The sequence below is a fragment of the Stenotrophomonas sp. 96582_Sma genome (assembly GCF_056480905.1).
The window spans coordinates 4,816,155-4,840,760 of the sequence record NZ_CM151122.1; the positions used below are offsets into that span (position 1 = coordinate 4,816,155).

A 24,606-nucleotide genomic window follows, 5' to 3' on the forward strand; every position below is an offset into this window, starting at 1 on the left:
AGAGTGGCCCGCCGATGATCGCAACCAGTCCTACAGGGGTCGTGCCATGAACATCCGTTGGGCCGCGTTGGCGGCCATCCTGCTGGTCGCCGCTGGCTGTGCCAGTACCTCCAAGGTGATGCTGGGCCGCGCCCGCGCACCGATCGATCCGGCGCTGGTGCAGATCTATTCGACGCCACCGGCCGGTTCCCAGGAAATCGCCCAGCTGGAATCGGCGTCCGCCGTCGGCTTCGGCACCCAGGGCCAGACCGATGCCGCCGTGGCACGCCTGAAGCGTGAGGCCGCCGCGCTCGGCGCCAATGGCGTGGTGTTGATGGGCGTGGGCAGCAGTGGCTCGCCGGTGGGCATGTCGGTCGGCGCCGGCACGTTCGGTTCGCACGTCGGTGGCGGCGTCGGCATCGGTATTCCGACCACGCAGAAGCGCGCCGCCGGCGTCGCGATCTGGGTGCCGAATCCGGCACCGCCCGCGCGGTTGCCGACACAGGTGATCACACCGCAGCCGCAGCGGTGACCCGAGAGGGTCACCGCCGGTAGTGCCGGCCGCTGGCCGGCAACCTCAGAAATCCTCTTCGCCCAAGGGAAATGCCGGCCAGCGGCCGGCACTCCCCCTGCAACAACCGACGTATCGCTCTGGTAGGTGCCAACCTTGGTTGGCACGAAACCCACAGCGCCGACCAAGGTCGGCATCTACCAACGGCGCTTGCCGGCCAGCGGCCGGCACTACCCCTGCAACAACCGACGCATCGCTCTGGTAGGTGCCAACCTCGGTTGGCACGAAACCCGCGGCGCCGGCCAAGGTCGGCATCTACCAACGGCAATTGCCGGCCAGCGGCCGGCACTACCCCTGCAACAACCGACGTATCGCTCTGGTAGGTGCCAACCTTGGTTGGCACGAAACCCACAGCGCCGACCAAGGTCGGCATCTACCAACGGCGCTTGCCGGCCAGCGGCCGGCACTACCCCTGCAACAACCGACGCATCGCTCTGGTAGGTGCCAACCTTGGTTGGCACAAACCCACAGCGCCGACCAAGGTCGGCATCTACCAACGGCAATTGCCGGCCAGCGGCCGGCACTACCCCTGCAATAACCGACGCATCGTTCTGGTAGGTGCAAACCTTGGTTGGCACGAACCCACAGCGCCGGCCAAGGTCGGCATCTACCAACGGCAATTGCCGGCCAGCGGCCGGCACTACCCCTGCAACAACCGACGTATCGCTCTGGTAGGTGCCAACCTTGGTTGGCACGAAACCCACAGCGCCGACCAAGGTCGGCATCTACCAACGGCGATTGCCGGCCAGCGGCCGGCACTACCCCTGCAACAACCGACGCATCGCTCTGGTAGGTGCCAACCTTGGTTGGCACGAAACCCACAGCGCCGACCAAGGTCGGCATCTACCAACACCGGTTGCCGGCCAGCGGCCGGCGCTACCCCTGCAACAACCGACGTATCGCTCTGGTAGGTGCCAACCTTGGTTGGCACGAAACCCACAGCGCCGACCAAGGTCGGCATCTACCAACGGCGATTGCCGGCCAGCGGCCGGCACTACCCCTGCAACAACCGACGCATCGCTCTGGTAGGTGCCAACCTTGGTTGGCACGAAACCCGCGGCGCCGGCCAGTGGCCGGCACTACCGGTGATGCTCAGCGCTTGTACTTCGGCACGAACACCTTGTTCACCGCATCGGCCAGCTGGTCCGGCGGCAGCAGGCCCTGGTCGAGCAGGAAGTTGTTGAACGCCAGGCGGTCGAACTTCGCGCCCAGTGCCAGCTCGGTCTGCATGCGCAGTTCCAGGATGCGGGTGTAGCCGTAGAAATAGCTGCCGGCCTGGCCCGGCATGCGCACCATGTAGCGATCCAGTTCCTGGGTGGCCATCGCCTTGGACAGGCCGACCTGCTCGATCAGCACGCGCTCGCCGTTGGCGCGGTCGGTCAGGCCGAGGTTGAGCATCGGGTCCAGCATCGCGCGCGCAGCCCGCAGCAGGCGGAACTGCAGGGCGATCATCTGCCCGTCCAGCGGCTCGTACGGCACCATCTCGGCTTCGGCATACAGCGCCCAGCCTTCCACGTTCACCGAATTGAACGCGAACATCGTGCGTGCCAGCGAGACGCCGCGCTCGACCATGGCGGTGAACTGCAGCTCGTGGCCGGGGCGGCCTTCATGCGCGCTCAGCGTCCACGCCGCCGCGCCGAAGTTGAAGTCGTCGTACTGCGCACCCGGACCGGCGGCCGGATTGCCCAGCGGCAGCACGAAGGTGCCCTGCTGCCCGGTGTTGTTGACCAGCGGCGCCGGCAGGAAGTGCGGCGCCGGGCTGGCGGCGCTCTCGGCGGCCGAACCCAGTCGCATCTGCATGGCACGCTTGGGCACGTCGACGATGGCGTGCTCGCGGATCAGCGGATCGATCGCGTCGATCACCTTGCGGTAGTGGCCTTCCAGATGATCGTCGGCGATCTTGTCAGCCTTCAGCGCGCGGATCACCGCCACCGGGTCGCTCGGGTCGGCCACCTTCAGGCCCTTGTCCTTCGCCACCAGCGGCGCCAGCTGCTGCATCGCCGATCGGGTTTCCATGAACTCCAGCTGCGCGCGCTGCATCAACAGCTTCGGGTCGATGTCGATGCCGACCTGCTTGAGCTGGTAGGCGTACAGCGGCGCCGGCAGGCGTGCGTCGGCACGTGCCTTCGGCAGCACGGTCGTGCGCGTCCAGGCGGCGTAGTCCTTCATCTGCCCGGCCAGCGCCTTCATTGCTTCATCGGCACCGGCGATCTGGTACTTCTTCAGCAGCGACTCGATACCGGTGATGTAGGTCTCGACGTTGTCCAGCGACTGCTGCACTTCGATCTTCGTCGGCTGCAGCAGGCTGCTGTCCTTCAAGCGCTCTTCATAGCGCTGGCGCGCCAGCGTGGTGAAGGCGGTGCCGCCCGGCTGCAGGCCGGCGTAGGCCTTGAGGCGGTCGAGCGCCTTGGCCCGGCGCTCGGCCGGCACCTGGTCGGACAGCAGCAGGTTGAGGCCGCTGAACACCGTCTGCGGCGCATCGCTCCACGGCAACAGGTACTTCTCGTTGAGCTCGCTGCCTTCGATGTTCTGGCTGGCGGCGTGGATCATGATCTCCAGGTCCTGGCGGACATTGGGATCCTGCTCGGTGGCCAGCTTCGCCTTCAGTTCGTCGCGGGCCTTGGCCATCGCGGCGCGGTAGCGCTTGCCGTTGTCCGGGCCGAGGTCGGCCACCTTGTCGTCGTAGCCGGGAACGCCGAAGAAGCCGGTTTCCTCCGGCTGGAACGGACCCTGTGCATCAAGCAGGATCTGCGCCAGTGCATTGCTGCGGGCCACCCAGGCCGGGCTGGCAGGAGTGGCGGCCTTGGCGGCGGGTGCAGCCAGCGCCGGCGGTGCGGACAGCAACGGGGCGGCAGTCAGGGCCAGGGCAACAGCGAGCGCAATCGGCTTCATGGGACACTCCAGCAAAGGGTTGCCCGCAACTTACGCGCTCACGGCGATGGCGACAATCGGCTGGAGGTCACGGCGCGGCTGATGGGTAGAGTCGACTGTCAGTCGACTATCGCGCGCAGCGCGGGGTTTTTCAGGCGTCTTGTGGAGAGCAGTCGACTAACAGTCGACTCTACATGGCCGCCCTTACCCGGCCGCGCGACCTGCGGTCACAGCGCGGCGGTCAGCGGGCATTCGCCACGCTCACGGCAGGCCTGCAGCTCGCACTCCCCCGCAGCCTCGTCGTCATCCAGTGCAGTCAGGTCGAAGGTCTGCTTGTCTTCGGCCAGTACATACATCACCGGGTAATCCCAGACTTCATCGCGACGGCTGCCCTGCACGAACAGCCGGCCGTGCGCATGCGGTCCTTCCAGCGCAACGGTCAGGCCGACGTCGCGCTGGCCGTTCATCGCGGTCTGCATGCTGCCCAGCGGCATCGATTCGATATGCAGCGGCTCGCCAAAGGCTTCCACCAGTTCAATACTGCAGCCCGCGCGTCGCAGCGCCTCGCGCATCGGCGGGCTCTCGCGTGCCGCCTCGCTCCAGCGCAGCACGCTCCAGGTCACCACACCCCCTGCACCACCCAGCACCAGCACCACCGTCAACGGCATCGCCCAGCGCCAATGACGGCACCACCAACCGGTGGAGGCCTGTCCAGGGGTGGGAATCGGTGGTGGCAGGGTCATGGCGGGCTCCTTCCCGGCTGTGGATCAGGGTTTCAGGCAGCGTCCCAGGAAGGCTTCGGCCACGCGGTAGCGATGCAGGGCATCGGCGCCGGACAGGCCATGCTTGGCACCCGGGTAGGTCATCAGCTCGAACGGCTGTGCACGCTTCTGCAACGCGCTCATCAGGCTGGTGGAATTGGTGAACAAGACGTTGTCGTCGGCCATGCCGTGGATCAGCAGCAGCGGCGAGCGCAGGCCGTCGATATGGGTCAGCACGCGCGCTTCGCGGTAACCCGCTTCGTTGCGCGCCGGCAGATCCATGTAGCGTTCGGTGTAGTGGCTGTCGTACAGGCCCCAATCGGTCACCGGCGCACCGGCCACGCCACAGGCGTACTGGTTCGAGGCCTTGGCCAGCAGCATCAGGGTCATGTAGCCACCGTTGGACCAGCCCTGCACGCCGATGCGCGCCGGGTCCACCCACGGTTGCTGCTTCAGCCAGGTCACGCCGCGCAGCTGGTCGGTCACTTCCACCGTGCCCTGCTTGCCGTACAACGCGCCACCGAAGTCACGGCCACGTCGCGGGGTGCCGCGGTTGTCCAGCGAGAACACCACGTAGCCCTGCTGGGCCAGGTACTGGTTGAACAGGTGGTCGCCACGGCCGGGCCAGCTGTCGGTGACGGTCTGGCTGGCCGGGCCACCGTAGACGTACACCGCCACCGGGTAACGCTTGGACGGATCGAAGCCGGCCGGCTTGATCAGGCTGTAGTTGAGCGGGGTCTTGCCGTCGGCAGCCATCAACGTGCCGAACTCCACCGGGCGCTGCGCATCGCGGTAGCGCGCATAGGGGTGCTTGGGATCGGCCAGGTCGTTCTCGAGCAGGGTGGCGATCTTCTCGCCATTGGCGCGGAACAGTTCGATCTGCGGCGGCGTGGTGCTGTTGGACCAGCTGTCGACATAGACGCTGGCGTTGCGGGCGAAGCTGGCACTGTGCATGCCCGGCGCCTTCGACAGGCGCTGCGGCTCACCGCCCTGCAGCGATACCGCGTAGATCTGGCTTTCGCGCGAGGTCTCGATGCCGGCGCGGAAGTAGGCCTTGCCGGCCTTTTCATCGACCGCCAGCAGCTCGTCCACCGGCCAGTTGCCATGGGTCAACGCGGTGGCCTTGCCCTTGCTGTCGATGCGGTACAGATGCTGGAAACCGGTGCGCTCGGAGGACCACAGCACGCTGCCGTCATCGAGGAAACGCAGGCTGTTGTGCAACGGCACCCAGGTCGGGCTGGTCTCGTGGGCGAGCACGCGCTGGCGATTGGAATCGAGCGCCACTTCCACCAGGTCCAGCTGCTTCTGGTCGCGCGACTGGCGCTGGAAGCTCAGGTGCTGCGCATCGCGCCAATCGACACGAGCCAGATAGATGTCCTGTTCCTTGCCGAGGTCGACCCAGCGCGGCTGCGCATCGGCGGCCGGTGCGATCACGCCCAGCTGCACGCGCACGTTGGCGTCGCCCGCGGCCGGGTAACGCTGCTCGATCACGTCGGTGCGGTCGGCGTAGACCTCGTAGCGCTTCTGCACCGGCACCGGTGCTTCATCGATGCGCGCGAAGGCGATGGCCGAATCATCCGGCGCCCACCAGTAGCCGGTGTGGCGGTCCATTTCCTCGTCGGCGACGAACTCGGCCACGCCGTTGCCGATGGTGGTGCTGCCGTCGCGGGTGAGCTGCAGCTGCTTGCCGCTGGCCAGGTCGATCACCCACAGGTTGCGGCCGCGGATGAAGCTGACGAAACCGCCCTTGGGCGACAGCTTGGCGTCGGTGGCGAATCCTTCACCGTGGGTCAGCTGGCGCACTGCGGCCTGGCCCTGCTGCTTGAGGTCGTACAGGTACAGCTCGCCGCCCAACGGGAACAGCAGGCGCTGCGCGTCCGGCGACCACTGGTAATCGACGATGCCGGTCATCGCGGCGATGCGCTGGCGCTCGCGGCGGGCCTTTTCCTCATCGCTGAGGGTCTCGGTGCCGGGCAGCACCACCTTCGAATCCACCAGCAGGCGGGTCTGGCCGCTGCCGATGTCATAGGTCCACAGGTCCAGCTGGTTGCGGTCGCTGTCCTTGCCGCGCAGGAAGCTGACCTGCGAACCATCGGGGGCGACCTTCGGCTTCATCAGGGTCGGGCCGGAAAGCGGCAGCGGGCCGGTGATGGCTTCCAGGGTCAGCTTTTCAGCGTGGGCGGCGGTACTGGTGGCGAGCATGAGGGCGAGCGAAGCGAACAGGTGGCGCATGGAGGATCCCGGCAAACGGCAGGTCCGCCACCGCGATGGACGCGGGGCGGTCAGCCTCCATCCTAACCAAGCCGGTGCGGGAAGGCAGCATGACCTTCTGCCCATGAGGCGTGCCGACCAACGGTCGGCACCCACCGTTCCGGGTCAACGCTGGCCGAACAGGTGCTTGCGCTCTTCGTCGCTGAGCGGCTTGCCGGCGTTGGGGTTCACCTGCTGGCGCAGGGCATAGGCGCGCTGGGTGGCCGGGCGTGCAGCAATCGCTTCGTGCCAGCGCTTGAGGTTCGGGAACGCGGCGAAATCCACCGGCAGCTTGTCGTAGGCGCCGATCCACGGGTAGCTGGCCATGTCGGCGATGGTGTACGCGTCCCCGGCCAGGAAGGCGTGCTGGGCCAGGCGCTTGTCCATCACCCCGTGCAGGCGGCGCACTTCGTTGTCATAGCGCTCGATCGCATACGGGATCTTCTCCGGCGCATACACATTGAAGTGGCCCATCTGGCCGCTCATCGGACCCAGGCCAGCCATCTGCCAGAACAGCCACTCCAGGGTGGTCACGCGGCCGCGCGGGTCGCTGGGCAGGAACTGGCCGGTCTTCTCGGCCAGATACAGCAGGATCGCGCCGGACTCGAACACGCTCTGCGGGGCGCCGCCATCGGCCGGGGCGTGGTCGACAATCGCAGGCATCTTGTTGTTCGGCGAGATCGCAAGGAATTCCGGCTTGAACTGGTCGCCCGAGCCGATGTTGACCGGATGGATGCGGTACTCCAGGCCGGCTTCTTCCAGCAGCAGGGTCACTTTGTGGCCGTTCGGGGTGGGCCAGTAATACAGGTCGATCATGGCGGCGGCTCGGGGTGCGGAAAGGAACCTGAAGTCTAGTGCGAGAGTTGGGTTGGCACCGTCACGACGGGCCGGTAACCTCGCCTCTCCCCCGCAACGCAGCATCCTCCGCATGAGTGCAAACCGCCCGCCGCTCTCCCCGCTGTCCACGCTGATCTTCGCCTCGCGCTGGCTGCAGCTGCCGCTGTACCTGGGCCTGATCGTGGCGCAGTGCGTCTATGTGTTCCTGTTCGGCAAGGAACTGTGGCACCTGATCTCGCATTCGGCCTCGATGGGCGAACAGCAGATCATGCTGATCGTGCTGGGCCTGATCGACGTGGTGATGATCTCCAACCTGCTGGTGATGGTGATCGTCGGTGGCTACGAGACCTTCGTCTCGCGCCTGCGCCTGGAAGGCCATCCGGACCAGCCGGAATGGCTGAGCCACGTCAATGCCAGCGTGCTGAAAGTGAAGCTGGCAATGGCGATTATCGGCATCTCCTCGATCCACCTGCTGAAGACCTTCATCGCCAGTGGCGCGCTGGGTGGCATCCCACTGTGCACGCCGGAGCAGATGAGCGTGGCCGCCGCCAACATCGGTGTCGCCCGCTGCTCGATGCTGACCCAGGAAGGCGTGCTGTGGCAGACCATCATCCACTGCGTGTTCATCCTGTCGGCGATCGGTATTGCCTGGACCGACAAGCTGATGTCCAACAGCCACAGCAAGTCGCACGACCACTGATGCGGCAACCGGCAGCGATCCTTCGCCGCTGCCCCATCCCGGCCCCTGCCCCTTGTACGCGGCGGTGGCCGGGATGCTAGATTGCACCCTCGCCGTTGCCGGCGGTGGCGTCGGGAAACGTCATCGTTCCGCGCCCGGACCACAGGTCCCGGCCATGCGTATCAATGATTTACGTCACGTCGTCTTCTAGAGGGGAGCAGGATGTCGCACGTCTCAACGATCACCGCCGCGCGCCGGTGGCTGCCGGTTGCTTTGGCACTGGCGCTGGCCGCCTGCTCGGGAAAGGAAGAATCTGCAGCACCGGCCCCGGCCGCCGCACCCGCCGCTGCTGCACCGGCCGCACCGGTGGTCGCCGCCAAGGTGCAGTCCATGGGCACCGAACAGCTGCGTGAATCGGCCAGCCAGGCATTGCGCGAGAACCGCATGTACGCGCCGGCCGGCGACAACGCCATCGAGTACTACCTCGCCCTGCGCGACAAGACACCGGACGACGCGTCGGTGAAGAGCGCGCTGACCGACCTGCTGCCCTACACCCTGATCGCCGCCGAGCAGCACCTGGGCCGCGAGGACTACACCGAGGCGCAGCGCCTGGTGGCACTGATCGAGAAGGTGGACGCCTCCGCTCCCGCCCTGCCGCGCCTGAAGGAAGGCCTGGCCAAGGGCGTGGAAAATGCGGCCAAGCGCAGCGAGACCGAAGCCGAGAAGGCCAAGAAGGACGCCGAAGACCGGACCAAGCAGCAGGCCGAACAGCAGCGCCTGACCGAGCAGCGCGCCAAGGAAGCCGATGCGGCCAAGCAGATTGCCGCGCAGCAGGATGCCGCACGCCGCGACAACGAGCGCCAGGAGGCCGAGCGCCAGGCCGCGGCCCGTCGCGATGCCGAACAGAAACAGCAGCAGGCCGCCGCCCAACAGGCCAGCGCCGCACGCCAGGCAGCCGCCGCGGCAGCTCCCACCCTCCGCCCGGTCAGCACGCCGGCGCCGCGCTATCCGGCCGAGGCACTGCGTTCGGGAACGTCGGGCGAAGTGCTGGTGGAGATCACCGTCGGTACCGACGGCTCAGTGGTCAGCGCCCGCGTGCTGCGCGCGACGTCGGGACGGACCTTCGACCGCGAAGCCCTGAACGCGGTCAAGCGCTGGCGCTTCGAGCCGGTCAACGCGCCGGTCACCACCCGCCGCACCCTGGTGTTCGCACCGGGCGGCTGACCGCAAAAAAGGGGACGGAGGGGATTAAGTCGTTTCTGCCACCTCCATGACGCCAAGGCCCGGTCCGTCCGGGCCTTGTCCGTTTCAGGCAGCGCCATCAATCAGGCGCTGCAGCGCCGGATCGCGCGCAGCCAGCACCTGGAACAGGCCCAGCGCGTGCAGGCCCGGCAGCAACGCACGCAGGTCAGATTCGGCTGTGGCGCGGGTGGCATCATCGCTGGCGGGATCCTGCCAGTCGCGGACGCTGGCCAGGAAAGCACCCACGCTGCCCTTGCGCACGGTGAGGCCATTTACCTGCACCTCGTTCTGATGGTCCGGAAGAATGTCCTGTGGCTGCATGGGGAAGCGCTCCGTTGAAGTGGGCTCCAGTGTCGGAGCCCGGACGCGACGTTTCTGCCGTATAACTGCCAATTGATATGGCAGATCAGACAACCACCGCATTGATTGACCCGGCGCTGGCCAATGCCGCCGACGGGCCTGCATTGCTGGGGGCGCAGCTGCGCCTGCCGGGTCCGCGCCGCACGGCACGCCACCAGCACGCCCGCGGGCAGCTGCTGGGTGCACATCAGGGCCTGCTGCGGATCGAGGTCGGCGACCTGCACTGGCTGCTGCCGGCGGGTCATGTCGCCTGGATACCACCTTCGCTGCCCCACGCACTGGCCAGTACCAGTGCGTTCGACGGCTGGAGCCTGTACTTCAGCGCGCAGGCCTGCACCGACCTGCCTGCAGCCCCTCGCATCTTCCAGCCGGGGCCGCTGCTGCAGGCCGCGGTGATTCGGGCGCTGCAGTGGCCGCATGTTCCACTGGATGCCACACAGGCACGACTGGCCGGTGTGATCGCCGATGAGATTGCCGCCAGCAAGCCTCTGCCGCTTGCCCTGCCACAACCGCGTGACCGGCGACTGCAGAAACTTGCCGCCGCACTGGCGCGCGCACCGCACGACAACCGCAGCATCGAGGACTGGGCCGCCAGCAGCGGTCTGTCCAGCCGCAGCCTCGCCCGCCATTGGCTGGCCGAGACCGGCCTGTCGCCAAGCCAGTGGCGGCAACGCCTGCGGGTGCTGCTGGCACTGCCACGCCTGCTGTCCGGCGAGCCGGTGATCAGCGTCGCGCTGTCGATGGGCTACGACACACCCAGTGCCTTCATCGCCGTGTTCAAGCGCGAGATGGGGGTGACGCCTGCGCGGTATGGAAAAGGGGACGGAGGGGATTAAGTCGCTTCTGCCCTCCCCCACATCAACTCGCGGCATCGCCTGATGCCCTTCGCGGTCACGGAGGCGGCAGGCTGATGATTCCTTGAACCCCCTGAACTGCCATGCCTCGACAAGCACGCCTGATGTTGGCCGAACAGCCGTATCACGTAACCCAGCGCGGTGTGAACAAGGGGGCGATCTTCGTTGGCGATATCGACCGCCAGCTGTTTCTGCACCTTTTGCACAGCGCCTTCCTGAAGCATCAGGTCGCGCTGCATGCCTATGTATTGATGGGCAATCACGTCCATCTATTGGCCACACCCTCCACTCAGGCCGGCTTGGCCAACGCGATGCGGATGCAGGGCAACAACTATGTCCAGGCGTTCAATCAGCGGCATGAGCGCAGCGGACCACTCTGGCAGGGCCGCTTCCATTCTTCGATGGTGGACAGCGACGCCTATCTGCTCAGCGTTTATCGCTACATCGAACTCAATCCGGTTCGTGCAGGCAGGACAGGCGCCCCGGAAGATCACCCATGGTCGAGCGTGCATGGAAACCTGCAGCGCCGCGATGATCCGATGCTGACAGAACACCCCGCCTTTCAGGCACTGGCCTCGACCAAGCGACAGCGGACGACGCTCTATGCGCAGTTCCTGCGGGACGTGAACGCGTCCGCCGACCTGCCGGCAATACGCGCGCACAGTGCCGGGCAGCATCCGTTGGGAAATGCAGCTTACCTGCGGATGGTGGAACAGACACTGGGCCGCCCCGTGGTGCTGCGCAAGCGGGGGCGCCCTCAGAAAAAGGGGGCGGAGGGTTAAAAACGACTTAATCCCCTCCGTCCCCTTTTTGCAGTCAGCCCGAGATCGCCAGACGCTCGTTGTGGTAACGGCGCACGGCGGCGAACCATAGCACTGCGGCCAGGCCAAGGCTGGCGCCGAGATAGATCGCCCACACCGCAGGCGTGATCGTCTCGTGGCGGATCACCTTCAGCAGCATCTGGTTCTGCGACAGGAACGGCACCGCGTACTGCCACAGCTCGCTCTTCAGCGGGTACGCCACCAGTGCGTAGCCAGGCATCATCGGCAGCAGCATCAGCCAGGTCATGTGGCTCTGCGCTTCCTTCATGCTCTTGGCCGCGGCCGACAGGAAGGTCAGCAGCGAGGTGCCGATCATCAGCATCGGCAGCATCACCAGCAGCATCTGCAGCATCGAACCGACGTTCATGTTGAACTGGCGGCCGATGTTGCCGGGCGCGATCTGTGCGCTCACCTTGAACGCCACCAGGGTCAGCAGCAGCGATACGAACCCGACCACGCAGGCAGCAGCGATCTTGCCGCTGACGATCGCGCTGCGCGAGCCGGGCGTGGCCAGCAGCGGTTCCAGTGACTGCCGCTCGCGCTCGCCGGCGGTGGCATCCATCACCAGATAGGCGCCGCCGATGAACGAGGTCAGCGTGAGCAGCACCGGCAGCAGCATCGACAGGATCATGCCGCGCTTGGCCTCGGCACTGGCCAGGTCCTGGCGCGCCACATCCAGCGGCCGCGCCACCTGTGCGTCGATGCCGCGCGCCATCAATCGCAGTGCCCCCACCTGGCCGTTGTAGGTGGCCAGTGCCGCCTCCAGACGTGCGCTGGGCACTTCGGCGGCACGACGGGTACTGTCCTTGATCACCTCCACCAGCGCCGGCTTGCCATCGGCCCAGTCCTTGCCGAAGTCATCGCTGATGCGCAGCGCCACGTCGATCTCCTGGCTGCGGATGGCCTCGGCCAGGTCCTTCGGTGCAGGTGCGGTGTTCAGCCCCTGCGCGGCGAGGAAACGCACCAGGTTGGGGGCGTTCTCCGCACCGATGGTCGGAATCTGCAGCGGCTGCTCGATCTGGGTGCGTACCCGGCTCTCGGCCAGCTTGCCCATGCCCAGCAGCAGCACCGGGTACAGCAGCGGCCCGAACAGCAGGGTCAGCAGCAGCGTGCGGCGATCACGGGAAAGGTCGCGCAGTTCCTTGCGCATCACCGTCATCAGGGTCGACATCATGCTCATGCGTGCAGGCCCTCTTCGCTGCCGATCAGTTTCACGAACGCGTCTTCCAGGTTGGATTCGCCGGCTTGCGCACGCAGTTCATCGGCGCTGCCGGCAGCCATCACCGTGCCCTTGGCGATGATCACGATGTGATCGCACAGCGCGGCCACCTCCTGCATGATGTGGCTGGACAGGATCACGCAGCGGCCCTCTTCGCGCAGGCCCAGCAGGAAGCGGCGCAGTGCGCGCGTGGTCATCACGTCCAGGCCGTTGGTCGGCTCATCCAGAATGACGTTGCGCGGGTCGTGCACCAGCGCGCGGGCGATCGCGGTCTTGGTGCGCTGGCCCTGCGAGAAGCCATCGGTCTGGCGGTCGAGGATGTCACCCATGTCCAGGGCATGCGACAGCACTTCGATGCGTTCGCGGATGCGCTCGGCCGACAGGCCATGCAGCTCGCCGAAGTAGGCGATGTTCTCGCGCGCGGTCAGGCGCTTGTAGACGCCACGCGCATCGGGCAGCACGCCAAGGTGGCGGCGTACTTCCACCGGATTGCGTGCGGCATCGACACCATCGACGCTGATGCTGCCCTGGTCCGGGGTCATCAGCGTGTACAGCATGCGCATGGTGGTGGTCTTGCCGGCACCATTGGGGCCCAGCAGGCCGGTGATGCGGCCGTCCTCGGCGCGGAAGCCGACATTGGAGACCGCCTGGATGCGGCCGGTGCGGGTGTCGAAAGCCTTGTGCAGGTTGTCGGCGACGATCATGGTTCCCATCCGTTGAACGAGGTGAACGCCGGCACGTAGCTCAGCGTGTCCAGGCAGCCGGCATCCAGCGCCTTGGCATCGGTCTTGTCGATGAACTGGCCGAGCAGGCGCGGCATGCAGCCGGCACTCAGCGTGCCGTGGCCCTGGCCGCGGGCGACCAGCGCGCGGCCATTCGGCAGGCCCTTGAGGACCTGTTCGGCATAGCGTGGTGGCGTCACCGGGTCGAGTTCACCGGACAGCAGCAGCGCCGGTACGTCGCTGCGCAGCGGCACGGCATTGGCCGCTGGCGCCGGCTGGTGCGGCCATACCGGGCAGGCCGCGAAGAAGGCACTGGCCACGTCGTTGCCGAACAGTCGCTCCGGGTCCTCGGCCGGCGCCTTGTAACGCGGCGCATCCTCGCTGCAGATCACCGACCACTGCATGCCTCGGTTGATCTGGAAATCCATGCTGCGGTTCGCACCGCGTGCCAGCGACGCCAGCGGTGCATAGCGGCCATGCGCGGCTTCATCGAGCACCAGCGGCAGCAGCGAGGAATACTGCGGCACATAGGAGAAGGCGAACGCCAGGCCGATCACGCTGTCCGGACTCAGCACATCCTGCCGGGTCTGGTTGGTGCCGGGGTCGCGATACTCCACCGAGACCGGCGCACGGCGCAGGGTCTCGACCACGCTGCGCAGCTGCGCGCGGGTGTCGGTCGGGAAGCGTTTGCTGCAGGCGGCATCCTTGCGGCACTGCGCCGACTGCAGGGCGATCGCATCCTCGAACGTCGTGGCGAAGTCGCCGCCCACCACCAGTTCATTGGGCACTACGCCATCGATGACGATGCTGCGGGTGTGCTGCGGATAGGCACCGGCATAGCGCTGGGCCACGCGGGTACCGTAGGAGCCGCCGACCAGGTTGATCCGGTCCACGCCCAAGGCCTGGCGTACCGCATCCAGGTCGGCGATGGCTTCGGTGGTGGTGTAGAAGCGGGCATCGGCACGCCCCTGCAGCGAGGCCGCGCAGCGCTGCGCGTAGTCGCGCAGCGACGCCTCGGTGGGAGCGGCGTCCTCCTCCATGGCCAGTTCCTTGCCATCCGCGCCAAGGCAGCTGAGCGGGCTGGAGCCGCCGGTGCCGCGCTGGTCGATCAGGAACACATCACGCTGCTTGCGCACCTGGCGCAGCGCGGTATCGACGATGACCGCCACTTCGCTGGCCGCCTGGCCGGGGCCACCGGCCAGGAAGAACACCGGGTCGGGCTGGCTGGAGCCGCTGCTGCCCGATTCCAGCCAGGCAATGCGCAGGCCGATACGTCGGCCATCGGGCTGGGCCCGGTCCTCCGGCACCTGCAGGGTGGCGCACTGCGCTTCCACGTTGGCGCTGGCGCCTTCGGTGGACAACGTGCAGGGCTGGAAGTCGATCGTGCCGAAATGGCGGCTGGGTGCATCGCTGGCGCCTTCGGCGCCGGGTGATGGTGACTGGCTGCAACCGGCAAGTATCAGGCTGGCCAACGCTGCGGCCAACGCGAGGTGGTGTCTGTGCATCGTGCTCGTTTCCCCTGGAGGACGTTCCTGGCAACCACGACGGGCTGCCGCGGAAGATGTGACTCAACTTACACGGGCACGGCGTCGTCGGCGATGGGCAGACGCGAAATCTCCGCCGGCGTGGCGCAGACCAGGCGATCGCGGCCCGCGGCCTTGGCCCGGTACAACGCGGCATCAGCCGCTGCCAGCAACGTCGACAGGTCACCCTGGCCCTCGTCCATGGCCAGGCCGATGCTGGCGGTGACGCTCACCGGCCCACTGGCCAGCAATGCAGGGTACTGCTGCAGAGCGGTACGGATCGCGGCGGCCCACGCCATCGCTTCACCCTGTGTGCTGCCGGCCAGCACCAGCACGAACTCCTCGCCACCGTAGCGGCCCAGCAGCGTGTCGTGGCCCTGCAAACCATGCTGCAGCAGCGCAGCGAAGTGACGCAGTACCTGGTCACCGGCCAGGTGGCCCCAGCGGTCGTTGATCTGCTTGAAGTGATCGACGTCGACCAGCAACAGGGCCAGCGGCCGGCCCTGCCGACGCAGCCGCTGCAACTGCGCCTGGCCATCGGCCAGCACCGCGCTGCGGTTGAGCAGCCCGGTCAGGCCATCGGTGCGTGCCGCACGCCGCAGATCGACCAGCATGCGCTCGACCAGCAGCAGCACCATCGCGAAACATCGCGCCAGCTCCAGCATCACCCCGGCAATGTAGGTGACGAACATCGGCGTGCCGGTGCGCATGATGTCCTCACCGGCATCGGGCGCCACCGGCAGGAACAGGCGCACCGCGTACAGTGCCGCCTCGGCCAGGAACACCGCCGCCGCCAGACGGCAGCTGGTGCGCTGCTGCACGGGGGCATGCCGCAGCAGCAGCCATGCGATCCAGCCATCGACCAGCAGCGTGAACACACTGAACACCTGCAGGCGCACGCCCAAGTCCGGCCAGAGCACCAGGAAGGCGAAGATGCAGGCCATGAACGCGGCTGCCATCAACAACGGCCGCCACAGTGGCAGCGGCTGTTCCAGATGCAGCGCCACGCCGCGCAGCATCAGCACCGCACAGCCGGCCATCGCCGCATTCCCGGCCAGTATGGCCGGCGCCAACGGCAGGTAGGGTCGCAGCGCCAGCAGGGTCACGCCCAGGGTCAGCAGCCACAGGCTGGCGGTCCACTGGCGCAGCACCGGTTGCCCGCGCAGCACCACCAGCAGCAATGAGAACCCCACCGCAATGCCGATGCAGAGCAGGAAGCCAAGCACGGTGATGGTGGGGAAATCCAGGGACATGCGGCGCTCATCGGCCGGGGCGGCGCGCGCATCTTAGCGCCTTGCGGTGCGATCCCCGTGGCACTGCCTGGCCCGATGGCGATGCCGGGTCTGAAAACGGCGAGCATGACGGCCGGTGCGTGCGCAGAATCCGGGGAAAACCAAGGAGACGCCCATGCATGCGTGGTACCTCGGTGGCCTCGACCACCGCCCCTTCCAGCACCTGTTCGAGAAGAGTGACACCGCGCTGGCTGCGCTGGGCATCCAGCGTCGCTGGGCCGGCGAAACAGGAGGACACCCCTGCCGGATCGGCCTGAGCGATCCGCCCAGCGGCAGCGAGCTGCTGCTGTTGTCCCATGTGCACCTGCCGCTGCACTCGCCCTATCACGCCTCGGGCCCGATCTTCGTGCAGCGTGGCGTAACGCGCTGCGTGCTGCCGCCGGGCGAGGTACCCGCCTATGTACAACGCCGTACGATCTCGTTGCGCGCCTATGACCACGCTGCATTGATGCTGGCCGCAGAGATCAGCGCGGGCACTGATGTTGCCGCCCGGCTGGACGCGCTGTTTGCCGACCCTGCCGTGGCCTTCGTGCAACTGCACAACGCGGCCCACGGCTGCTTCTCGTGCCAGGCAGATCGGGTGGGTATGCCGGCGACGTAGCACGATCTCCACGACGTGATCGATGCCACGCCGAAGACGTGATGGTCAACGCATCCGTTCAGTCCCGCGTGAAGCCTGCGGGAAGGGCTTCACACCCCCAGTCACGGATCGGCGCTTCGGTGGTTCCGCCCCTTGCATCGCGACTCGATACTCGCTGTGGTGCCGCCGAAAGTCCGCCGTGCAGCGCAGCTCCTGCGGTCACCGTTCTCTTTCGACGACCACAAGGAAGCGCCATGTCATTCCGATCCACACCGCTGTTGCTGGCCACCTCGTTCGCCGCTGCGGGCCTGTGCCTGGCCGGCAACGCATTCGCCCACGGCACCATGACCACGCCGGTCAGCCGCGTCTATGCCTGTTTCCAGGGCAATCCGGAGAACCCGACCAACCCGGCCTGCGCCGCCGCGAAAGCGGTAGGCGGTTCGCAGGCGTTCTACGACTGGAATGGCATCAACCAGGCCAATGCCAACGGCAACCACCAGGCCGTGGTGCCCGACGGCAAGCTGTGCAGCGGCAACAACCCGACCTTCCGCGGGCTGGATGTTAACCGCAGCGACTGGCAGACCACACCGATCCAGCCAGACGCCAGCGGCAAGTTCACCTTCGTGTTCAAGGCGACCGCGCCGCACGCCACGCGTGACTGGCGCTTCTTCGTCACCCGCGACGGCTGGCAACCGGGCAGCCCGCTGCGCTGGGCCGATCTGCAGGAGTTCTGCACGCTGGGCAACACGCCGCTGTCGGCCGATGGCACCTACAAGCTGCAGTGCACGCTGCCACAGCGCAGCGGCCAGCATGTGATCTACAACACCTGGCAGCGCTCGGATTCGACCGAAGCGTTCTACACCTGCATGGACGTGCGCTTTGAAGGAGGCGGTGGCAGCACCCCGCCCGCAGCGCAGTGGCAGGATGCCGGCCCGGTCACCGCGCGCGGCGAGCTGCCGGTCGGCACCACCCTGGCGTTGCGCGTGTTCAACGCCAACGGCAATGATGTCGAACGCGTGGAAGCGACCCTGGCCAGTGGCCAGACTGCGGCCGCGCAGTGGCCGTTGGCGCTGGCCCGCAAGGTCAATACCAGCGCCCTGCACGCACGCGTGGGCGTGCTCAGCAATGGCGTGATCACACCGACGGCCTCGGCCACCGCCAACCGCGTGTACCTGAAGGATGGCAACCGCTTCCAGCTCGATACCCAGGTGCCCGACCCCGGCACGCCATCACCGGGCGGTGATTTTGACCACGTGTATCCCGCCGGTATCGGCAGCTACGTGCCGGGCCAGACCGTGGTGAAGGGCGGCGACGGCAAGCTTTATGCCTGCCGCCCGTTCCCGGAAGGTGCATGGTGCAACGTCAACGCCGAAGCCTACCGGCCGGGCGTGGGTGCAGCATGGCGCGATGCGTGGATCGCGTACTGAGGCAGTGATGCGGGAGGCGGTGCACAGTGCACCGCCTTTCGCCCGGATGGCGGCACAGTGAGCACCGTGTTGCAGATCGAACACAGCCGCCATCGATTTCAAACTTGTCCGATGTTGCCGACGGCCCTGCATGTGAAGACTGCGCGAGGTTTCCCACACTTCGCAAAGGAGTTCCTGCATGCACCTGTCCCACCGGGCAGTCCTCGCTCTGTCCGTCGTTGCCGGCCTGGCCCTGTCCGGCAGCGCCCTCGCCCACGGCACCATGTCCAAGCCGCTCAGCCGCGTGAAGCAGTGCCACGAAGGCAATCCGGAAAACCCGACCAACCCGGCCTGTGCCGCGGCCAAGGCCATCGGCGGCGCGCAGCCGTTCTATGACTGGAGCGCGATCGCCCACGGCAACGCCAATGGCAACCACCGCGACCTGGTGCGCGATGGCGAGCTGTGCAGCGCCAGCATCCCCAAGTACCGCGGCCTCGATCTGAATCGCAGCGACTGGCCGACCACGCCGATGCGCGCCGATTCGCGTGGCCGCTACACCTTCGAATTCCTGGCGCCGGCGCCGCACGCCACCCGCGAGTGGAAGTTCTACGTCACCCGTGACGGTTGGCAGCCGGGCAGCCCGCTGCGCTGGGCCGACCTGCAGGAATTCTGCACCCTGGGCAACGTGCCGCTGTCCGAAGGCGGTGTCTACAAGCTGGACTGCCCGCTGCCCAAGCGCACTGGCCAGCACATCATCTACAACACCTGGCAGCGCTCGGATTCGCAGGAAGCGTTCTACACCTGCATGGACGTGCGCTTCGAAGGTGGCGGTGGCGTGGTTCCGCCGCCGCAGTGGCAGGATGCCGGCGCGGTGACCGCCAATGGCGCACTGGACGTGGACAGCACCGTGACCCTGCGTGTGTTCAATGCCAACGGCAATGATCTGGAGCGCGTGGAAACCAAACTGGCCGCTGGCCAGACCAGCCCGACGCAGTGGCCGCTGGCCCTGGCCCGCAAGGTCAATGCCAGTGCACAGCATGCGCGCGTGGGCGTGATGAAGAACGGCGTGATCACGCCGGTCGCCTCGGCCACCGACAACCGCGTGTACCTGAAGCAGGGCAACCGCTTCCAGCTGGAAACCCAGGTGCCGGGTCCGGGCCCGATCGATCCAGTCGATCCGCCGGGCGGCGACTTCGACTTCGTGTACCCGGCCGGCCTCGGCAGCTACAAGCCGGGCGAGACCGTGGTGAAGGGCACTGACGGCAAGCTGTATGCCTGCCGCCCGTTCCCGGAAGGCGCCTGGTGCAACATCAATGCCGATGCCTATCGTCCGGGCACCGGCTATGCGTGGCGCGACGCCTGGATCGCGTACTGAGGCAGGACACCGGGGGCGGCGTGATGCCGCCCCTGGTTCATGGGCTGCCGGCCAGCGGCCGGCACTACGCAGGCTTACTTGCTGCTGACGTACTTCTCGCGGCGGATCTGCGGGTTGCCCAGCCCCGCGCCCTTCAGCAGTTCGGCACAGGCGTCGACCATGTCCGGGTTGCCGCACAGGTAGGCAATGTCGGTGGCCGGGTCCGGGGTGAAGCCGGCCAGCGCCTGCTGCACGTAGCCGTGCTGCACGTCCGGGTGCGGATCAGCCGGCAGTTCGCGCGACAGGCATGGAACATAACGGAAGTTCGGGTGCTTTTCGGCGAAGCTGTAGAAATCTTCGCTGTACAGCAGCTCACCCGGGCTGCGCGCGCCCTGCAGCAGCACGATCTGCACGCCGCGCTCGGCCATGGCCTTTTCCAGCAGCGGCAGCATCGAGCGGTACGGGGTAACGCCGGTGCCGGTGGCGATCAGCAGGTAGCGGGCATTGTGGTCACCGGGATTCAGGCAGAACCGGCCATAGGGGCCGGACGCACTGATCTGGCCGCCCTGCTCCAGCGCCTCGAACAGGGCCGTGGCGGCGCCACCGGGGACGAAACTGACCGCGATATCCACCGCCTCGCCCGGGCCCAGCGCGTGGTCGTGGATGGTCGCCAGCGAGTAGCTGCGCTTGGTTTCGGTGCCGTCGGCGTAGCTGAAATGGACCTGGATGAACTGGCCGGGCTGGAAATCCAGCGGCTGTCCATCGTCACGCACGAACTGGTAGTGGCCGACGGTCGGGGCCAGCATGCGGCAGCCGACCAGCTTGAGGGGGAATTGAACAGGCACGACTTTTCGGGACAGTGTGTAGCCGGGGCAAGCCCTCGGGGTCTTCTATAATAGCCCCTCCCCGCCCCTCTCCAGCGCCAGCCCATGGGCGCGAAGGCTTCGAGCTTGGCATCCCAGAACGATACGGCGCCCGCCCTGCGCGTGCGCGACCTGCGCAAGACCTATGACAACGGCACCCAGGCCCTGAAGGGGGTTTCCCTGGAAGTGGCCCCGGGCGACTTCTTCGCCCTGCTCGGCCCCAACGGTGCCGGCAAGTCCACCCTGATCGGCATCATCAGCTCCCTGGTCAACCTCAGCGAGGGCCAGGTGGAAGTGTTCGGCAGCGACCTGGTGCGCAACCGCAGCGCCACCATGCGCCTGATCGGGCTGGTGCCGCAGGAGATCAACTTCAACCTGTTCGAAAAGCCCTTCGACATCCTGGTGAACTACGCCGGTTTCTATGGCGTGCCGCGCGAGGAAGCCGAGCAGCGTGCCGAAGAGGAACTGAAGCGGGCGCACCTGTGGGAAAAGGCACAGGTGATGAGCCGTACGCTGTCCGGTGGCATGAAGCGCCGGCTGATGATCGCCCGCGCGATGATGACCCGCCCGCGCCTGCTGATCCTGGACGAGCCGACCGCCGGCGTGGACATCGAGATCCGCCGCGACATGTGGCGCGTGCTGAAGGAGATCAACGCCGCCGGCACCACGATCATCCTCACCACGCACTACCTGGAAGAAGCCGAGTACCTGTGCCGCCACCTGGCGATCATCAATCATGGCCAGATCGTCGAGCAGGGGCCGATGCGCACCCTGCTGGCCAAGCTGGACGTGGAAGGCTTCCTGCTGGACATCGACGGTGACCTGCCTGCGCAGCTGCCGGTGATCGAGGGCGCGACGCTGACCGCACCGGACCCGCACACGCTGGACATCGACATGCCGCGCGCAATGGACCTCAACCGCGTGTTTGCCACGCTCAACGAGTCCGGTATCCGTGTGCGTTCGATGCGTACCAAGAGCAACCGCCTGGAGGAGCTGTTCGTGCGCCTCACCGGCAACCTGGAGAAGCCTGCATGAGCACCACCGAGCTGACCGACGGCCAGCGCAACCGCGTCGCACTGATGACCATCGTGCGCCGCGAAGTCGCCCGCATCATGCGCATCTGGGGCCAGACCCTGGTGCCGCCGGCGATCACCATGACCCTGTACTTCCTGATCTTCGGCAACCTGATCGGGTCGCGCGTGGGGGACATGGGCGGCTACACCTACATGCAGTTCATCGTGCCGGGCCTGGTGATGATGAGCGTGATCCAGAACAGCTACGGCAACATCAGCTCCTCGTTCTTCGGCGCCAAGTTCGGCCGCCACGTGGAAGAGCTGCTGGTCAGCCCGATGCCGAACTGGGTGATCCTGTGGGGCTACGTGGCCGGTGCGGTGCTGCGCGGCCTGATGGTGGGCGTGATCGTGCTGATCATCGCGATGTTCTTCACCCCGGTGCGCATCCCGCACCCGCTGGTGATGCTGACCACGGTGATCCTGGGTGCGACGATCTTCTCGCTGGCCGGTTTCATCAACGCGGTGTATGCGAAGAAGTTCGATGACGTGGCGATCGTGCCGACCTTCATCCTGACCCCGCTGACCTACCTGGGTGGCGTGTTCTATTCGGTGAAGCTGCTGCCGGGCTGGGCCGAGGCCGCCACGCACGCGAATCCGATCTTCTACATGGTCAATGCATTCCGCTATGGCCTGCTGGGCAGCAGCGATGTGCCGCTGCCGGTGGCCTACGGGCTGATGATCGGATTCGTGGTGGTGCTGACGGCGCTGGCGCTGTGGCTGCTGCGCCGTGGCGTGGGCATGCGCAGCTGAGGGTTGCCTGCAGGGCCTGCGGCCCTGCACCCGCCGAATCAACGTCAACGTCAACTTCTACGGCAACGTCAAAAGCTGGCATTCCGTGGGTTGGCGGGGTGGATCCGGTTGCGGGGGACGCTGCAAGTACGTCCATGTAAGCTCGGTCGCCGCTTGCTCGTGTGCGCTGTCCTGCGCACACGGCAAGACCGGGGTTGGGCGTCCTGCCCAACCCGCCCGAGGCATGCCTCGGGCCCATGCGGCTCACGCCCCCGCAACCGGACCCACCCCGCCTTCGACAGGTTTCTGCGATCTGTCGGGACAGCGTTCTCCGCTGCTGCTGGTAGGTGTCGACCTTGGTCGACACGGTAGATCCACGCCATGCGTGGATGAAGCGTTCCTGTAGAGCCAAGCCGATGCTTGGCTCTTTTCGTTTCGGATTACGGCTAGGCTGTGGCGATGAAGATCACTTCCATTCCGTTGGACAAGGCCGTGTCGGATGGTCCGATCGATGCGTTCAGCCACGTCCTGCTGAGCGATTCGCCTACGCTGGATGAGGTGCTCGGTTGCCTGGCCTCGCTGCAGGCGGCTGATCCCCTTCATCGTTATCTATGCACGCTCGACGATGTCGGCCAGTGCCGCTACACCAGCATGCACGCGTCCGATGACGAACGCATCGCGCTGTACGAGGACGAAGACCCGGCGACGCCGGAAGATGCGTTGGCGGCACGCGGGCGGTTGCTGGCGCACGTCGTCGCGCAGCTTGAGCATTCCACGCATCGGCTGCAGTGGACAGCGCTGGCGGGTACGTTGATGTGCAGCGACGAAGACATCGAGGCGCTGGTCGCCGCCAATGCGAAGCCGGATCTCATCATCGATGACGTGGTCTGCGTGCAGCAGGTACCCGTGGCCCGCGATGACCTGCTGATTGCCGCCCTGCCCAACGGCTACTTCAGCGCGGACTGGGACCTCTTCCAGAACCACGCCCTGATCCGGCACCTTCAGCAGCGATACGGCTACCGCCTGTTCGGACTCGGTGCGTCGTGGCTCGGCTTCCAGCGCGACCGCGCACCGTCGCCTGCAGAGGCGAGCGCGTTGGTCGCGGACCTGCAGCGCGTCTACGCGGCCGGAACGCACGACACCTGGTCACAACTGGCTGCAACGCTGGCCACCCGCACCACACTGCTATTGGGCTACACCGAAGACTTCAGCGAACAACTGCCCTGAGCACCGCTCCACACGAGCGAGCGCAGCGAGCGACCCGCTTTCGCTCCTGATCTGTCTTCCGTGGTGGCCGCACCCGGAAACTGTCAGGGGTCGGGCGGTCCGGGTGCGCGGGGGTGTCCGCCGCATGGATGCGGCGGCCAAGCCTTATCTGATCGGAATCTGGCAGCGTAGGCGTCGAGAGCCGGCGTGGGCCGCCGTGCGAGCCTAGATCTCGACGATCCGTAACCAGGATCGCGACGATCGCCATGTAGCTTGGCGCCCACGCCGGAATCTCCCTTGATCCGCCCGAACAGTTGCTGGAGCGACCACTCGAAGCGATAAGACTGGGCAAGCGGGGGAGCTCTCGACCCTTCCAGACTATACGGAGTCAGGTGATGAACGGGATCGGGATTGATGTCAGCAAGCGTCAGCTGGATATCGGTACGACGGACGGAGAAACCCTGCAGGTCAGCAACAACCGCTCCGGGTTTTCTGAACTGGATGTTTGGCTGAAGAAGCGTCCGACCCGCCAGATCGTGCTTGAAGCCACGGGTGGCTATGAGCAGCCGGTGCTGGATTTCCTGCACAAGGCCGGTCATCCGGTGGCCCGTGCCAATGCCTTGCGCGCCCGGAAACTGGCTCAGGGGTTGGGTCAGACTGCCAAAACCGACCGTTTGGATGCCTACGCGTTGGCGCAGATGGCCGCCCTGGTGAAGCTGCCTCCCTATCAGCCGCTGCAGTCTTGGCAGCAGAAGATGCGGGAGTTCGTTCGGGCACGTCGGCAGGCGATGGACGCCCTGACCATCGCGCGGCAACAGCAGGAAATGGTGCTTGATCGTGAACTGCGCCGACTACTGCAGGGCAACATCACCCGCCTACAAACGTTGGTTGAGCGTCTGGGCAAGCAGATCGTCGAGCAGGTTGGTCAGCAGCCTCAACTGAAGATGCTGAAGTCGATGAAGGGCGTAGGGCCTGTGCTGCAGGCAGTTCTAGCCAGCTATCTGCCAGAGCTTGGCAGGATCACTGGCAAGCGCATCGCCAGCCTGGTCGGGGTAGCCCCGATGTCCCACGACAGCGGCACGATGAGAGGAAAACGAAGCATCCACGGTGGAAGAGCCGAAATCCGGCAAGTGCTCTACATGGCGGCAATGTCGGCCATGCGGCATGAACCTCGGCTGCGCGATTTTTACCAGTCGCTACGAGCCCGCGGCAAGGAAGGCAAGGTGGCCATCGTGGCAGTGATGCGGAAGATGCTGGTCATCCTCAACGCCCGTGTGCGCGACGCTGAAAGCGGGCTAGTCCCCGCCTGAGGCGAGCCAGGGCGAAAGACCAAAGGCTGCCGGCCAGCGGCCGGCACTACCGTGCCCGTTTACCTGACGGGCCTGAGACTCTCCAGCAACACAGTTGCTACACG

22 protein-coding genes are annotated in these 24,606 nt (G+C 66.5%); 12 read left to right on the top strand and 10 right to left on the bottom strand.

Annotated features, from left to right (window positions below; genetic code table 11):
- Positions 1–46: 46 nt before the first annotated feature.
- On the top strand, positions 47–511 hold the full coding sequence (locus ACZK2R_RS22580; protein ID WP_014038879.1) for a hypothetical protein: 465 nt from the start codon (positions 47–49) through the stop codon (positions 509–511).
- 1,131 nt (positions 512–1,642) lie between these two features.
- Here the strand turns inward: ACZK2R_RS22580 and ACZK2R_RS22585 are convergent.
- The 4 genes from ACZK2R_RS22585 to ACZK2R_RS22600 form a co-directional block, all read right to left on the bottom strand.
- On the bottom strand, positions 1,643–3,442 hold the full coding sequence (locus ACZK2R_RS22585) for a DUF885 domain-containing protein (RefSeq protein WP_180838682.1): 1,800 nt from the start codon (positions 3,440–3,442) through the stop codon (positions 1,643–1,645).
- A gap of 206 nt (positions 3,443–3,648) precedes the next feature.
- The gene (locus tag ACZK2R_RS22590) at positions 3,649–4,164 is read right to left on the bottom strand and encodes a cytochrome c oxidase assembly factor Coa1 family protein (RefSeq protein ID WP_180838683.1); all 516 of its coding nucleotides are present in this window, start codon (positions 4,162–4,164) and stop codon (positions 3,649–3,651) included.
- A 24-nt stretch (positions 4,165–4,188) separates the two neighbouring features.
- Positions 4,189–6,414 (bottom strand): S9 family peptidase, encoded by a 2,226-nt coding sequence (locus tag ACZK2R_RS22595; protein ID WP_180838684.1) that lies wholly within the window; start codon positions 6,412–6,414, stop codon positions 4,189–4,191.
- A gap of 144 nt (positions 6,415–6,558) precedes the next feature.
- Positions 6,559–7,248, bottom strand: coding sequence for a glutathione binding-like protein (locus tag ACZK2R_RS22600; RefSeq protein WP_032129128.1), 690 nt, complete (start codon positions 7,246–7,248; stop codon positions 6,559–6,561).
- A 112-nt stretch (positions 7,249–7,360) separates the two neighbouring features.
- Between ACZK2R_RS22600 and ACZK2R_RS22605 the strand changes: the two genes are divergently transcribed.
- The gene (locus ACZK2R_RS22605; protein WP_180838685.1) at positions 7,361–7,969 is read left to right on the top strand and encodes a TIGR00645 family protein; all 609 of its coding nucleotides are present in this window, start codon (positions 7,361–7,363) and stop codon (positions 7,967–7,969) included.
- A 201-nt stretch (positions 7,970–8,170) separates the two neighbouring features.
- Positions 8,171–9,172 carry an energy transducer TonB gene (locus tag ACZK2R_RS22610; RefSeq protein WP_125895406.1) on the top strand — a complete coding sequence of 334 codons (1,002 nt, stop codon included), beginning with the start codon at positions 8,171–8,173 and terminating at the stop codon, positions 9,170–9,172.
- Positions 9,173–9,256: 84 nt separating this feature from the next.
- Here ACZK2R_RS22610 and ACZK2R_RS22615 read toward each other — a convergent pair whose 3' ends face one another.
- The gene (locus tag ACZK2R_RS22615; RefSeq protein WP_125895405.1) at positions 9,257–9,511 is read right to left on the bottom strand and encodes a hypothetical protein; all 255 of its coding nucleotides are present in this window, start codon (positions 9,509–9,511) and stop codon (positions 9,257–9,259) included.
- Positions 9,512–9,588: 77 nt separating this feature from the next.
- Here ACZK2R_RS22615 and ACZK2R_RS22620 point away from each other — a divergent pair, with 77 nt between their 5' ends.
- Together ACZK2R_RS22620 and ACZK2R_RS22625 are read left to right on the top strand one after the other, a co-directional pair.
- A complete protein-coding gene (locus ACZK2R_RS22620; RefSeq protein ID WP_071228552.1) occupies positions 9,589–10,386 on the top strand; it encodes an AraC family transcriptional regulator in 798 nt (265 codons plus the stop codon).
- Positions 10,387–10,487: 101 nt separating this feature from the next.
- Positions 10,488–11,186 (top strand): transposase, encoded by a 699-nt coding sequence (locus tag ACZK2R_RS22625; protein WP_180838686.1) that lies wholly within the window; start codon positions 10,488–10,490, stop codon positions 11,184–11,186.
- 34 nt (positions 11,187–11,220) lie between these two features.
- Here the strand turns inward: ACZK2R_RS22625 and ACZK2R_RS22630 are convergent, their stop codons facing one another.
- The 4 genes from ACZK2R_RS22630 to ACZK2R_RS22645 all read right to left on the bottom strand — a co-directional run bounded on the left by ACZK2R_RS22630 (position 11,221) and on the right by ACZK2R_RS22645 (position 15,942).
- Positions 11,221–12,405: an ABC transporter permease gene (locus ACZK2R_RS22630; RefSeq protein WP_125895402.1), complete on the bottom strand. Its 1,185-nt coding sequence runs from the start codon at positions 12,403–12,405 to the stop codon at positions 11,221–11,223.
- The gene (locus ACZK2R_RS22635) at positions 12,402–13,148 is read right to left on the bottom strand and encodes an ABC transporter ATP-binding protein (protein WP_012512433.1); all 747 of its coding nucleotides are present in this window, start codon (positions 13,146–13,148) and stop codon (positions 12,402–12,404) included. The genes ACZK2R_RS22630 and ACZK2R_RS22635 overlap by 4 nt, the downstream gene beginning before the upstream one ends.
- A complete protein-coding gene (locus ACZK2R_RS22640; RefSeq protein WP_180838687.1) occupies positions 13,145–14,671 on the bottom strand; it encodes an alpha/beta hydrolase in 1,527 nt (508 codons plus the stop codon). Before ACZK2R_RS22640 ends, ACZK2R_RS22635 begins: the two co-directional genes overlap by 4 nt.
- A 68-nt stretch (positions 14,672–14,739) precedes the next feature.
- Positions 14,740–15,942 carry a GGDEF domain-containing protein gene (locus ACZK2R_RS22645; RefSeq protein ID WP_180838688.1) on the bottom strand — a complete coding sequence of 401 codons (1,203 nt, stop codon included), beginning with the start codon at positions 15,940–15,942 and terminating at the stop codon, positions 14,740–14,742.
- A 154-nt stretch (positions 15,943–16,096) separates the two neighbouring features.
- On the opposite strand from ACZK2R_RS22645, the gene ACZK2R_RS22650 reads away from it, so the two are divergent.
- From ACZK2R_RS22650 to ACZK2R_RS22660, 3 genes are all read left to right on the top strand, one after another.
- A complete protein-coding gene (locus tag ACZK2R_RS22650; protein WP_180838689.1) occupies positions 16,097–16,582 on the top strand; it encodes a DUF1203 domain-containing protein in 486 nt (161 codons plus the stop codon).
- 233 nt (positions 16,583–16,815) lie between these two features.
- On the top strand, positions 16,816–17,988 hold the full coding sequence (locus tag ACZK2R_RS22655; RefSeq protein ID WP_180838690.1) for a lytic polysaccharide monooxygenase: 1,173 nt from the start codon (positions 16,816–16,818) through the stop codon (positions 17,986–17,988).
- A gap of 178 nt (positions 17,989–18,166) precedes the next feature.
- Positions 18,167–19,342: a lytic polysaccharide monooxygenase gene (locus tag ACZK2R_RS22660; RefSeq protein ID WP_125895399.1), complete on the top strand. Its 1,176-nt coding sequence runs from the start codon at positions 18,167–18,169 to the stop codon at positions 19,340–19,342.
- Positions 19,343–19,416: 74 nt separating this feature from the next.
- On the opposite strand, the gene ACZK2R_RS22665 is transcribed toward ACZK2R_RS22660, so the two are convergent.
- On the bottom strand, positions 19,417–20,166 hold the full coding sequence (locus ACZK2R_RS22665) for a ferredoxin--NADP reductase (protein ID WP_080356485.1): 750 nt from the start codon (positions 20,164–20,166) through the stop codon (positions 19,417–19,419).
- Between the two features lie 84 nt (positions 20,167–20,250).
- On the opposite strand from ACZK2R_RS22665, the gene ACZK2R_RS22670 reads away from it, so the two are divergent.
- The 4 genes from ACZK2R_RS22670 to ACZK2R_RS22685 all read left to right on the top strand — a co-directional run bounded on the left by ACZK2R_RS22670 (position 20,251) and on the right by ACZK2R_RS22685 (position 24,502).
- Complete coding sequence (locus ACZK2R_RS22670) at positions 20,251–21,219, top strand: ABC transporter ATP-binding protein (RefSeq protein WP_049400895.1); 969 nt, start codon at positions 20,251–20,253, stop codon at positions 21,217–21,219.
- A complete protein-coding gene (locus ACZK2R_RS22675) occupies positions 21,216–22,007 on the top strand; it encodes an ABC transporter permease (RefSeq protein ID WP_010482250.1) in 792 nt (263 codons plus the stop codon). The genes ACZK2R_RS22670 and ACZK2R_RS22675 overlap by 4 nt, the downstream gene beginning before the upstream one ends.
- A 438-nt stretch (positions 22,008–22,445) precedes the next feature.
- Positions 22,446–23,213, top strand: a complete 768-nt coding sequence (locus tag ACZK2R_RS22680; protein ID WP_125896005.1) for a hypothetical protein — start codon at positions 22,446–22,448, stop codon at positions 23,211–23,213.
- A 374-nt stretch (positions 23,214–23,587) separates the two neighbouring features.
- A complete protein-coding gene (locus ACZK2R_RS22685) occupies positions 23,588–24,502 on the top strand; it encodes an IS110 family RNA-guided transposase (protein WP_180838801.1) in 915 nt (304 codons plus the stop codon).
- Positions 24,503–24,606 lie beyond the last annotated feature (104 nt).

Bases quoted from the DNA above. Each gene is read 5' to 3' on its own strand.
- ACZK2R_RS22630 (WP_125895402.1), bottom strand. From the start codon at position 12,405: ATGAGCATGATGTCGACCCTGATGACGGTGATGCGCAAGGAACTGCGC.
- ACZK2R_RS22670 (WP_049400895.1), top strand. From the start codon at position 20,251: ATGGGCGCGAAGGCTTCGAGCTTGGCATCCCAGAACGATACGGCGCCC.
- ACZK2R_RS22650 (WP_180838689.1), top strand. From the start codon at position 16,097: ATGCATGCGTGGTACCTCGGTGGCCTCGACCACCGCCCCTTCCAGCAC.
- ACZK2R_RS22645 (WP_180838688.1), bottom strand. From the start codon at position 15,942: ATGTCCCTGGATTTCCCCACCATCACCGTGCTTGGCTTCCTGCTCTGC.
- ACZK2R_RS22640 (WP_180838687.1), bottom strand. From the start codon at position 14,671: ATGCACAGACACCACCTCGCGTTGGCCGCAGCGTTGGCCAGCCTGATA.
- ACZK2R_RS22610 (WP_125895406.1), top strand. From the start codon at position 8,171: ATGTCGCACGTCTCAACGATCACCGCCGCGCGCCGGTGGCTGCCGGTT.
- ACZK2R_RS22620 (WP_071228552.1), top strand. From the start codon at position 9,589: ATGGCAGATCAGACAACCACCGCATTGATTGACCCGGCGCTGGCCAAT.
- ACZK2R_RS22680 (WP_125896005.1), top strand. From the start codon at position 22,446: ATGAAGATCACTTCCATTCCGTTGGACAAGGCCGTGTCGGATGGTCCG.
- ACZK2R_RS22600 (WP_032129128.1), bottom strand. From the start codon at position 7,248: ATGATCGACCTGTATTACTGGCCCACCCCGAACGGCCACAAAGTGACC.
- ACZK2R_RS22635 (WP_012512433.1), bottom strand. From the start codon at position 13,148: ATGATCGTCGCCGACAACCTGCACAAGGCTTTCGACACCCGCACCGGC.
- ACZK2R_RS22580 (WP_014038879.1), top strand. From the start codon at position 47: ATGAACATCCGTTGGGCCGCGTTGGCGGCCATCCTGCTGGTCGCCGCT.
- ACZK2R_RS22660 (WP_125895399.1), top strand. From the start codon at position 18,167: ATGCACCTGTCCCACCGGGCAGTCCTCGCTCTGTCCGTCGTTGCCGGC.
- ACZK2R_RS22595 (WP_180838684.1), bottom strand. From the start codon at position 6,414: ATGCGCCACCTGTTCGCTTCGCTCGCCCTCATGCTCGCCACCAGTACC.
- ACZK2R_RS22585 (WP_180838682.1), bottom strand. From the start codon at position 3,442: ATGAAGCCGATTGCGCTCGCTGTTGCCCTGGCCCTGACTGCCGCCCCG.
- ACZK2R_RS22655 (WP_180838690.1), top strand. From the start codon at position 16,816: ATGTCATTCCGATCCACACCGCTGTTGCTGGCCACCTCGTTCGCCGCT.
- ACZK2R_RS22675 (WP_010482250.1), top strand. From the start codon at position 21,216: ATGAGCACCACCGAGCTGACCGACGGCCAGCGCAACCGCGTCGCACTG.
- ACZK2R_RS22590 (WP_180838683.1), bottom strand. From the start codon at position 4,164: ATGACCCTGCCACCACCGATTCCCACCCCTGGACAGGCCTCCACCGGT.
- ACZK2R_RS22625 (WP_180838686.1), top strand. From the start codon at position 10,488: ATGCCTCGACAAGCACGCCTGATGTTGGCCGAACAGCCGTATCACGTA.
- ACZK2R_RS22685 (WP_180838801.1), top strand. From the start codon at position 23,588: ATGAACGGGATCGGGATTGATGTCAGCAAGCGTCAGCTGGATATCGGT.
- ACZK2R_RS22615 (WP_125895405.1), bottom strand. From the start codon at position 9,511: ATGCAGCCACAGGACATTCTTCCGGACCATCAGAACGAGGTGCAGGTA.
- ACZK2R_RS22605 (WP_180838685.1), top strand. From the start codon at position 7,361: ATGAGTGCAAACCGCCCGCCGCTCTCCCCGCTGTCCACGCTGATCTTC.